General features: G+C 32.2%; 8 protein-coding genes. All 8 read left to right on the top strand.

The window, feature by feature from the left end; translation table 11 throughout:
* Positions 1–13 precede the first annotated feature (13 nt).
* The 8 genes from D0469_RS14555 to brxC all read left to right on the top strand — a co-directional run bounded on the left by D0469_RS14555 (position 14) and on the right by brxC (position 11343).
* On the top strand, positions 14–841 hold the full coding sequence (locus tag D0469_RS14555; protein WP_117327470.1) for a nuclease-related domain-containing protein: 828 nt from the start codon (positions 14–16) through the stop codon (positions 839–841).
* Between the two features lie 240 nt (positions 842–1081).
* Positions 1082–2578, top strand: a complete 1497-nt coding sequence (locus tag D0469_RS14550; protein WP_117327469.1) for a tyrosine-type recombinase/integrase — start codon at positions 1082–1084, stop codon at positions 2576–2578.
* Positions 2575–3714, top strand: coding sequence for a tyrosine-type recombinase/integrase (locus tag D0469_RS14545; RefSeq protein ID WP_117327468.1), 1140 nt, complete (start codon positions 2575–2577; stop codon positions 3712–3714). The genes D0469_RS14550 and D0469_RS14545 overlap by 4 nt, the downstream gene beginning before the upstream one ends.
* Positions 3711–4649 carry a tyrosine-type recombinase/integrase gene (locus D0469_RS14540; protein ID WP_117327467.1) on the top strand — a complete coding sequence of 313 codons (939 nt, stop codon included), beginning with the start codon at positions 3711–3713 and terminating at the stop codon, positions 4647–4649. The genes D0469_RS14545 and D0469_RS14540 overlap by 4 nt, the downstream gene beginning before the upstream one ends.
* A gap of 1216 nt (positions 4650–5865) precedes the next feature.
* Positions 5866–6447, top strand: a complete 582-nt coding sequence (locus D0469_RS14535) for a recombinase family protein (RefSeq protein ID WP_117327466.1) — start codon at positions 5866–5868, stop codon at positions 6445–6447.
* A 154-nt stretch (positions 6448–6601) separates the two neighbouring features.
* Positions 6602–7198 (top strand): BrxA family protein, encoded by a 597-nt coding sequence (locus D0469_RS14530; protein WP_117327465.1) that lies wholly within the window; start codon positions 6602–6604, stop codon positions 7196–7198.
* Positions 7199–7200: 2 nt separating this feature from the next.
* On the top strand, positions 7201–7743 hold the full coding sequence (locus D0469_RS14525; RefSeq protein WP_117327464.1) for a BREX protein BrxB domain-containing protein: 543 nt from the start codon (positions 7201–7203) through the stop codon (positions 7741–7743).
* A 12-nt stretch (positions 7744–7755) separates the two neighbouring features.
* Positions 7756–11343 (top strand): BREX system P-loop protein BrxC, encoded by a 3588-nt coding sequence (gene brxC / locus D0469_RS14520; protein ID WP_117327463.1) that lies wholly within the window; start codon positions 7756–7758, stop codon positions 11341–11343.
* The last annotated feature ends 36 nt before the right edge of the window (positions 11344–11379 follow it).

The raw sequence follows: 11379 nt of genomic DNA, 5'->3' as shown, positions 1-11379 counted from the left end.
GGAGATAAAGGTCATGTTCTTTGAATTATTCAAAAAGAAAAAGACATCAACTAATGAAGGCACTAAAGATGTGATAACACCAGTTTCAAATAAACGTCAAAATGACCGGGTTGCGGTAAGAAAAGGGGAATTAGGAGAATATAAGATACATATTCAATTGAATCAATTGCCAAAAGAGTTCAGGCACTTATCGGATATAATGGTGCCTAACCGGAAATCCATATCAGGATATTCTCAGATTGATCATATCGTTATCACTCCATATGGCATATTTGTTATTGAAACTAAAAATTATCAGGGTACTATCTACGGATCAAAGAATCGGAAAGAGTGGTCAGTGAACGGTAAGTTTAAAATGATGAATCCATTTATGCAAAATCATGGCCATATCAAAGCGTTGTTGAGTTTGGTGGATGGTAAATTTAGCGACCATTTCATATCAATCGTATCCTTTACGAAAAGATGTACCTTTAAAGTGGATTTAGAAATGAGAAAGATTTCTTCCAAAGAGTTGATTGTTTACGATGTGGAGTTATCCGATTTCCTTCACAGAAAGGTTTCTGTTCTTAAATTACAAAATAATACTCCACTCATTACTGAACAAGAAATTGAAAGTATCTTTGCGATAATCCAAAAGGCTAACATAACAGATGCTGAACTAAGAGAAACACATAATGTAGCCATTCAAAACAATAAAGAACAGAAGCAAAACAGTAACCAAAGCAGCCACAAGTGTACTACCTGTAATGAACCTGTGTCTGAGAAGGTTGCTGCTTTTTGTCTTTCTAATAAGAAGTTTCAAGGAAAGGTCTATTGCTTTAATCACCAAAAGGCAATTTAGTTGACGTGAAGTGATCGGACAGGTCAGATATTTTGGTAATACATACTTATATACAGAAATTCAGGAGTCTGAAAAAGCATAAACAAAATTAATATACAAAAATTATAATTAAACCTTTAAATATCTCTTAAAATATATGAAATTAGAATATACAATATTATAAATACAAAGGGAAAACCCCAAGGTCAAATTGTTCTCAATAACAATTTGCCTTGGGGTTTTTTTTGGAGGTTAGGAACAATGAAAGATGATGAAGTATTCAGTAACATTAGTGACTTATGGAGTGAATCAGATAAGGAACGTTTCGGAAAAGAACGGAAGAGTTCTTCTCAGTATGGTATTTATGAGAAACACTCTTCCTATTTTGGAATAAATGTTAAAAACTTGGAAATGATTAATATTAATTATGCTGATACAAGGAAGATGATGGATATGTTAGCTAGTAAATACCCTTTAAGCAAAGAGGAAAACCATATAAATTACGGAAGTACACAAATTAATCCGTGGATAATGAATAACCTTATACGAGAAGAATTTCAATTGCGTTCTATTATTGTGTATTTTGAAAGTAAAATGCATCTTGATCCAACAACGTATTTATTTATATTTAATGTATTTAAAAAGCTGATAAAAATTACGATGAAAATAGCGAATAAAAATGAAAAGGAAATTACTGAAAATGATTTGATAAATGAAACCGTCATTGAACGAATTTCAAGCGAGCTAGGATCTGAAAATGAAGAGTTATATATTAATCAATATTTAATGAAGATAGCTCCATTCAAAAATCTAAAGGTAAGGTATTTTGAGGCAAGCAAAGCAGAAGATTTCAACCATCCATTAGTACAATTTTGTGCTAGGGAATTAAGGTTGAAAGGGACAAAGGATGAAAGTGTATATGCAAATTTAATACAACAAGTTCGAGGGCTGTTTAGATGGTTAACTCAAAATATAGAAAGTTACAAGCATAAAAATATCAATAACATTATAGTGAATGAGATAAAAGCGGAACACGTAAATGATTATAGATCATTCTTATTGAGGATGGTTAATGAAGGGGAAATGTCTGAACGATCCGCGAAGAAATGGATTGATTGTATATATACATTTTTTTCAATACTTTACCAAAAGAAAAGAATTTCAAAAGATATTGCAAGCGATATAACAAAAATAAAAATAGATGACTACAAATATAGACCTATTCCTAAAGAATCTGAAGTCAGGGAGTTTTTAGATGTAATTTTTTTGTACTCTGATGAGCCTGAAAAAGAACTATTAGCTTTTTTATTAATGCTATTTATGGGGTTCAGAGGAATAGAGGTTGCTAATTTAAAATGGGATGATATTAACTTAGGGACTAAAACTGTAGTTATCAATGAATCGAAAAGAAACTCATCAATCCTGCCAATTCCCGATTTGATTTATAATCATTTATTAAAAATTAACAATAAGGAATCAGGTTATGTATTTGAGAAAAACCCCAAAAGTTTCAAAAGGAAGTTGTATCGTAATTATAAAATATATACCTTAATTGCAGGCTGGGATTATGATGGCGGATTACATTTATTAAGACATACCTTTATCACTAATGTAACAAAATATAGTTCACTTCCTCTAATTAAGGAATTAGCCCGTCATAAATCAGGACATATGCCTTCAAGGTACATTCACTTAGAACGTCAATACGTTAAAGATGAGCTAGCAAAGCTAGATTTGATAGAAGGTGATTTAAAGTGAGCATTATTAAAAAAAAATCAAAACAATCTGAGGTGGAGAGTCAGCTACAAGAACTCTTAAAAGTAAATGACTTAGAAACTATTTTGAAAGCAGCAAGGTCTGTATTTAACCTAACAACGAATCCAGAGGGTGTGAAGGAAACAAGGGTTAACAATCTAACTTTAGAAGATGCGGTTAATAAATTCTACTCCAGTGCCAAATTTATGAATTATACCGTGTCTACTCAAGAATCGTATAAATATGAAATTAAACAACTGCTCTCTTTTCTCAGTAGTAAAGGCCTAAATAGAAGCTTGCTGTTTGAAAATATAATATATCCAACACAAACACTAGTGGAATATATTAATTCCTATTGTAAAAAAAGTACTAGAAATAAAAAGGCAGCTTTTTTACGTGCCTTCATAAAAACAACTACAAGTGAGTTTTATGACAATAACAAAGAGGATTTCCAAACTTCTTTGAAAATTGATTGGGACAGTAATGATTTGCCTAAATTTTATACTAAAGAACAAATAAAAGAGCTGCTAGTCCTAAGTAAATATACGAGTAATGGTTTAAGAAATTATACAATTCTATGCGTATTCATTGGGACAGCCCTAAGAATTAGTGAACTTGTTGGAATACAAATAGCAGATATAGATATCGAAAATGAAATGGTTATGGTAAGAAGGAAACGCAATAAAGGTGTTAAGAAACCAGCCTACATCCAAAGAGATTCATTTGAAATTTTATTAAGATATATCAACTTTATATACGGTCACTTAGATGAAGACTGGAAAAGATTAAAAGAAAAACATGGGGACTTATTTGTTTTTAGTGGGTTAAACCAAGGTACCCATATTACTGAAAGAGCAGTAAGGGATATGATTAAAAGTCTTGTTAAACAAGCGTCATCTATTTCAGAAGAGGAGGCTGAGAGGCTAAGTGTTCATAATTTTCGTCATTCATTCGCAGTTCATGGTATTAGATCCGGAATTAACATCTTTGCAATGATGGATTTAATGGGACATAAAACTATAAATGCTTTACAACAGTACACAAAACAAACAAACGACCAACTAAAAGAAGATATTGAAAGGCACCCTTTAAGTAAAGTTGTAATTGATATAAAACAAAAAGGGGAATATAAAAAATGAATGTTTTATTAGATTCAAATTATTTCAAGTTTTGGAGTGAAAACGCTAATTTAGCAAAAAGTACAAAAATAGGTTATAAATCTAAATTAAAGTGTTTCGGTATCTTTTTAATGAACAAAGGTGCTGTTCATAAAATTGACTTTGATAACTTCTATTATATAGAAGAAGATGGATCATATGATCCAATCGATGAAGACTTTATGGATGAATATGTTGAAAGCCTAATCGAAGAAGGACTTTCAGATCAGTTGCTTTACCAAAATATCTCAATCATAAAAAGTTTTCTCCACTATTTGAAATCAGTGGGCATGATCAAGACAAATCCACTGAAATATTATAAAAACCCATATTATCGGTTAGTCCATAGAGATAGAACAATGAGTAAACAAGAGTGTGTAGCTGTATTAAATGCAGCATATAAATTGGACCCTTTTACTAAAAAGTATTATGTTTTAGTGCTTTTACTCCTTACCTGCGGGCTTCGGAAACAAGAATTACTGAAAATGAAAAAGTCTCAAATTTCTTTTGAATTTAGCCAAATCGAGATAACACGAGGGCAAAAAACCACAGCAGGTGTGGTAAGGATGACTGAATTGTTGAAAAAAGAATTAAAATCATATATTGAACATCCTGCTTGGATTGAGTGGAGTGAGGGTCATGATAAAGAGGTTTTCTTTGAAATTGGCAAACCTTTAAGTGAAAAGAAAATATATAGGGTAATGAAAAAAATATATAAAATAGCTGGAATAACACGTAGAATAAGACTTCATGATTACCGTCATACATGTGCTTTTCTAATGTATTCTGAGGGAATTAATGTTATGACGATTAAAGAACAACTAAGACACGCAAAACTTGCCACGACTCTTCATTACTTACCACCAGGTAATGATTTGGCAAAGATTTTAGAATTGAATTCAACTAATAGGGTTTAATAAAAGGTGAATTACATACTAGGTATTTCTAAAGCTAGTGTGTTTTTCACCTTTTTTGTGGAAAATTTGTTAATTAACTTTAGAAAAAAAGATACATATTGGCCCTTCTTATACAGACAAATCGCGGTTAATGTCTTTTTAACTGAATGTTGTTACTACTAAGTTCTTTTGTCCAAATGATGACGATACTAGGTGTCCTCTTTTTGACGGTATTCATGTCCAAAAGCTGTTTTTATATCATTTTGGATAATATTTTTGACGTATTAGAACGTCCAATTTTTCAGCATTTTAATCCCAAAAATAGCATTGACATTTAAGTTGTCAAAATTGAGGCGTTTCAACACACGATTTGGACATTAATAACGACTTTCCCCATGTTGCTCCGTCCTCTAAATAGCACATAAAAAACAAAGTTTTGCAGGATCGAGAATTATATTGGCAACTTGACACGCATCCTCTGCGGGCATGATTCCTAAACCAGAAAGCCATCATCTTGTAGTAAGATTAGATGACTTCACAGATTGCCGCAATTATTGAACTGATTAAAAAATCGATGTAGTTAAAAGGAGGTAACCATGGATAATAGACAGGAAACGAATTTAATTATAATGATGCGTTCACGGATAAATTTATTCCCGCAGGATAAAAATTAGACTCACAGATTCGTGAGGCTTCTGGAAGAGTGGTTTATTCTCTAACATCTCATGATAAACTTATTGGAAGATTATTAAAGAGGAATGAATCATTTATATTACTTAAACTAAGCTACTTATGAAAAAAATGTAAATTTAGTCTAAATTGCAGAAGAACATAAGTTTCCTACCAGATTTATAGTTACTATAAATGCGGTAGGGGGTTGCAATATATTCATTGTTACAAACATAGAAATATATTTATCCAAAATAAATTCAATAAAGATGCCCATTTTTTACCGGTGGAATATGTAATCATAAATTAAAGAAACCAAAAAAATATTAGTTTTATTTAAATATAGAGAGAGAAAATAACCATTTTCTCACTCTTTTTTTATGTAATCAAAATGATTGGTTTTATCCATAACCTAACATAATTTTTAACGATTGAAATATAGGAGATTGCCAATACTTCAAAGTATTGAACATGCACTTCTGGTACTGTAAAATAGGGGGGATTAACCTTAATCAATACTTATGTTCAAAAATACGTGCTTAAAACTGGTGTGTTAGAGGTGATTTTTATGAAATATGGTTACGCTAGAGTGAGTACATTTCATCAGGATTTAGAAGTACAGTTGCAACAATTAGAGAAGGAAAACTGTCATAAAATATTTTCTGAAAAATATACCGGCACAAGTAAGAAGCGAGTGGAATTTCAAAAATTAATCAATCTCTTGCAAGAAGGAGATACATTGGTGGTCACAAAACTTGACCGCTTTGCTCGGAGTACACAAGATGCTTTAGGAATAATTAAAGATTTATTTGATCGAAATATTAAAGTCCATGTATTAAATATGGGTGTTATTGAACATACACCCACTGGTAGGTTAATATTTACGATTTTCTCTTCATTTGCTGAGTTTGAGAGAGATATGATTGTAGAACGAACTCAAGAAGGGAAAATCTTAGCCAAGCAGAAACCTGATTTTCGAGAGGGAAGACCAAAAAAGTTTTCAAGGCAGCAAATTAATCTTGCCATATCATTACTAGAAAATCATTCGTATAAACAAGTTCAAGAAATGACTGGGATTTCAGTATCTACGCTTGTACGGGCTAACAAGATAAAACGGGCAGAGAAAATTATAGAAAAGGAATTTATATAAAAAGTACCCTTGTACAGGTGTAAACAACATTAATATAAACAAGTTAAGAAGTGAGAACTTCCGCTTAATTTGCTTATTAAATAAAAAGTCAATTCATGTAAAATGGAAATTATAGATACGATTTTCCTAGTGATTTTGAAACGAGGGATTTTTAATGGAATATTCAGCTGGTTTTACGAGCGAAGGATGGTTCCAACAGGAAATTGAATATGTTTTAGAACAACTTCACCAAGGTTTTAGCCGCAAAGAAATTAAAAGTAAAGTAATTGAGGATAATGTTTTCTTGTTAAGAAGTGAGTCGGCTATTAGTAAAAGGTTTCAAATGGTTTATCGCAGAGCAAAGACATTATATCCAACATTATCTGAATACTATTTCAATGGCACCAATTCTGACCAAAAAATACTGTTATTATATAGCTTCCTTAAATGTTATCGATATGCCTACGAAAATTTCTATGAATTGATTGTTTATCGATATCAACATAAGAATGGAACTTTACAGGTTTCAGATATGAGTTTTTACATGGAAGAAAAGGAACAACAATCAGAGAAAATCGCAAATTGGCATATAGCTACAAAAAAGAAAATCAATAGTACTCTTCTATTATTTTACAGAGAAAGTAGTATGGTTGAATTAGTAGAAGATGAGTACAAAGTCTCTCCTTTATATGTGAGTCAAGCTCTTAAACAGTATGCTGAAGAACAGGACGTTTTGTTAAAAGCATTAATAACATTAAAGGCAGGTGGTTAAGAGTGACCATATATAAACGATTAGAACAATTGGAAGAACGTATAAATGAAGAAGGGTTTACGACACCAAAAGGGATTGGCAGTGAAATTCCGCATTTTGTTCTTGATTATCCAGTAGAAGATGAATTAACAGTACGTACATATGTTGAAGGATTATTAAAGCGGTCAACATTAAATATAAAAGAAATTAATCTTTTTGAATTCCTGATTAGTTTATTCGAAGAAGATCTAGAAGAATTAATCACTATTGCTGAAGAAGAAGGCTATTTGGAACTTTCTCAAGCTATTCAAACTGTTTTAGAAGATCAAGATTTGTTGGTAAACGCGTTCATTAAAGAGGCGGATAACGTGGAATTGATTTTTATAACAGGTGTAGGAACAGTACATCCATTTATTCGCTCCAGTCATTTACTTAAAAAACTATCTAACCATGCATTTAGAACACCGCTGATATTATTTTATCCGGGTTATTTTTCAGGAGTAGATTTACGTCTTTTTAACAAATTTCGACATGAAGATGAATACCAAATCACTAGAATTTCATAAGGAGTGAGAACAATGATTATTCAAGAGATTTTTGAAAAAAGAATTGACCGTCCGATCAATGGTGTTGTACAAGCGGGTCAAATTGATGAAGATACAATTCAAACCGAGTTAGAAGAATATGTTGTGACAGCAGAAATTTTAGATAGTTTAAAAGGATTTTATAAAAATTATGAGAAGGCGTATTCAACACCAACGAAAAATGTGGGTGTGTGGATTTCTGGTTTCTTCGGTTCCGGTAAATCACATTTCCTTAAAATTTTATCTTACTTATTGGACGGTAAGAAAGTCGGGGGGGAAATGCCATTTGAATACTTTAAAGATAAAATTTATGATACTGCACTTTTAGATGCAATGTCTCGGATAGAATCAAAACCTTCAGATGCATTGTTATTTAATGTAGGTTCTGAAGCTGGTGCCAGTGCAGCACGTGGAACGAAAGAAAGTATTATCGAAATTATCTTACGTATTTTTAATGAACACTTAGGGTATTCCAATACTCTATGGGTAGCAGATTTTGAACGACAATTAGCAAGTGACCATAAATACGATGCTTTTTGTTCGAAAATTGAAGAATTGTATAACGAAAAATGGCAAGATTTCCGTACTAAATTCCGCTTGAGATATGCAAAAATTATTGTTGCTCTTTGTGAAATTGGCTATGAACAAGAAACAGCGGATTTCCTAGTAAAATCAGCACAAAAGGAATTTTCCATTTCAGCGGTTCAGTTAGGTGAGCTTGTTGCACAATATTGTAAATCTAAAGGCTCCGATTATCGCTTAATCTTTTTAATTGATGAAGTTGGTCAATATATCGGTACAGATAATAACCTTATGCTTGATTTACAAAACGCTGTAGAAGAAATTGGTGCTGCTGCAATGGGACAAGCGTGGATTGCTGTTACTTCTCAGGAAAAGATTAAAGATGTTTCTAATATGAATGCAGCCAATACAAAAGATTTTTCGAAAATTCAAGGAAGATTTGAAACACGGATTAATTTATCGAGTTCAGATACGGATGAAGTTTTAAAACGCCGATTATTAGAAAAGACAGAAACGGCTTCGAAAACATTAGAGTCCATTTTTGAACCGAATGAGCAATTAATTCGAAATCGCCTTTCTTTTGATAAAGATCGAACGCAATATCGCTCTGGCTATCGTTCTACAAATGAGTTTGTTGAAACATATCCATTTATACCTTATCAAGTGGATTTATTGCAAGCTGTTTTAGAGAAAATTGGTATACATGGTGAAGGAAGTTCTTATGCTTCAAGAGGGGAACGTTCCTTATTAAAAGCTTTCCAAGAAGCAGCGATTTATAATGGGCAAGAAGAGTTAGGCAATTTAGTAACAATGGCGGAGTTTTATCCAACTATTCGTCAACATTTAGAATCAGCTATCGTACAGACGATTTCGAGAGCTGAAAACCGAGCAAAAAATTCGGAAGGTCTTGTTGAAAATGATGTTGATGTATTAAAGGTATTGTATTTGATTAAAGGATTAGATCATATTAAAGCAACACCAAACAATATTTCAACACTATTATTAGAAAGTATTCAGTCTGAAAAAAACGAACTTGTGATTAAAGAATCGTTAAACCGTCTAGAGCAAATGATGTTTATTGAAAAGCACGCGGATGGAACTTACTCATTTTTATCAGATGAAGAGCAAGAAATAAATAAAGAAATTCGTAACGTTGATGTTAATGCTATCAAAATTCAAGAAAGATTAGGCGATACATTTTTTGAGAAACTGTATCCAAACGCTAAATATAACTATCAAAAGGGAATGCTATTTGATTACAATAAACGCTTCGATAATTATGCAAAAACAAATATGAAGTACCCATTGACGATGCAAGTAATTACGGGTGGATTAACACCTACAGAAGCTGCTTTACAGGCAATAGAAGGGCAAATGGTTATTTATCTAAATGAGGAATTAATTGCCGAGGCAGAAGAAGCCATTCGTATTTCTGAACAGATTCGCCGTTATGTGAATTTAAAACGTAATCCAAGTACAACACAGGCGCAACATCGTATTTATGATGCAAAAATGGAAAGTATTGGTGACTACGAGGTAAAGGGAGAAGAATTATTACGAAGAGCTTGTGAAGAAGCAAAAATCTTCATTCAAATGCAGGAGCGTACATTCCGAGGGAGTTTTGAAAAGCAAGTATCAGACGCTTTTGATATGTTAATCCAAAACACATACAAGTATTTAGAATACATTGATGAGCCAATTCAAATGAAAACATTCAAAGAACAATGGAGAAAACTAGCTGAGGAAGGTATTTCAAATGATTTACTAGGTGAAACAGGTAATGTAAAAGCTTATAACGAAGTATTACGCTATTTAGATGAACTCATTAGAATGCATCAGAAACCAGCGTTAAAGGATTTTATTGATAAATATAATCAGGTCCCTTATGGCTGGAGTGACTATGATACAATTGGCATTGTCCTAGCTTTAATGCAGTCCGGTAAAGTAAAGTTAATGATTGCAGATGAACACTTCACACCAACGACTTTACCTCAATTTTATGATAAACTTGCTCGATCAACAGAGCGAGATAAAATCCGTGTGATTCCTGAAATTGAAGTAGATCCAAAAGTGCGTCGTGAATTCACTGGATTATATAAGGATTTATTCGGACGAATGGATATTGGAGATTCTTATCAAGAGTTTGCGAATGCGATTAAATCGGCATTACAGAAGTATTTTATCGAACCATTAGATGAGATGGATGAACGTCGAAAGAAAACACTATCTCCTGAGTTTACTTATCCTGAAGGAACAAAGATTAGTTCTTTAAAAATTGATATTCTTCGATCCACACAAATTAGAGAACCGGAACAGCTTGTTAAGGCATTTATTGATGCCGAAGATGATTTATACATTTGGGAAAAAGCTATCGAACAGTTATCTGGTTTCTATCTAAAATCACCAATTGAACGATTTGATGAGGCCGTAGCTTTTTTAAATCAAGTTCAAAATGATTTACGTTATACTCAATCAAAGAAAGTAAACGTGCTAAAAAAACAGATAACAGATATCTTAACAAAATCATTGCCTTATCTTGAAATTCCACAATTACCACGTTTAATTGAAAAGCTAGAACAAGCAATTCAAGAAGAAGTAACAGAACAAAAACAAGGACTTGTAGGTCAAATTAATCAACTAGAGAAAAAACTAGATGATTTGAAAGATTATTATTCAAATAACGGTATTGTTTTAGGTTTAATTAATGATAAGATGCAGCAATTCAAGGCGTTACAGCAAGAAATTCTAGGCAGTAATAGTTTGATTACTATTCAGATGAATTTATCAAAATTACGTTCGGTTACCGAATCAATTCAAGTAGAGGCGAAACAGAAAGAGGAAGAGTTAAATCTACAAGCTAAAGTAACTCCACCCAATCCGGATGCACCTACTATTATTGTACGTGAAAAAGGAACAAAAATTATTTCTTCAAGAGAATTAAAAAGCATGATTTCAAATACAAGCATCGAAACACAATCTGACTTAGATGCTGTATTAGTAGAGTTACGAACACAGTTATTAAAAGAACTAAAAGAAAATACATTAAAAATTGAATTATAGGTATTGGAAGGAGCTTCCCTTCCTTTGTTGTAATGA

Origin of the sequence: Peribacillus saganii (assembly GCF_003429095.1) — a bacterium.
Classification (GTDB): domain Bacteria; phylum Bacillota; class Bacilli; order Bacillales; family DSM-1321; genus Peribacillus; species Peribacillus saganii.
The sequence above is the reverse complement of the archived record's forward strand: the minus strand, read 5'-3'. Positions and strand labels throughout refer to the sequence as shown.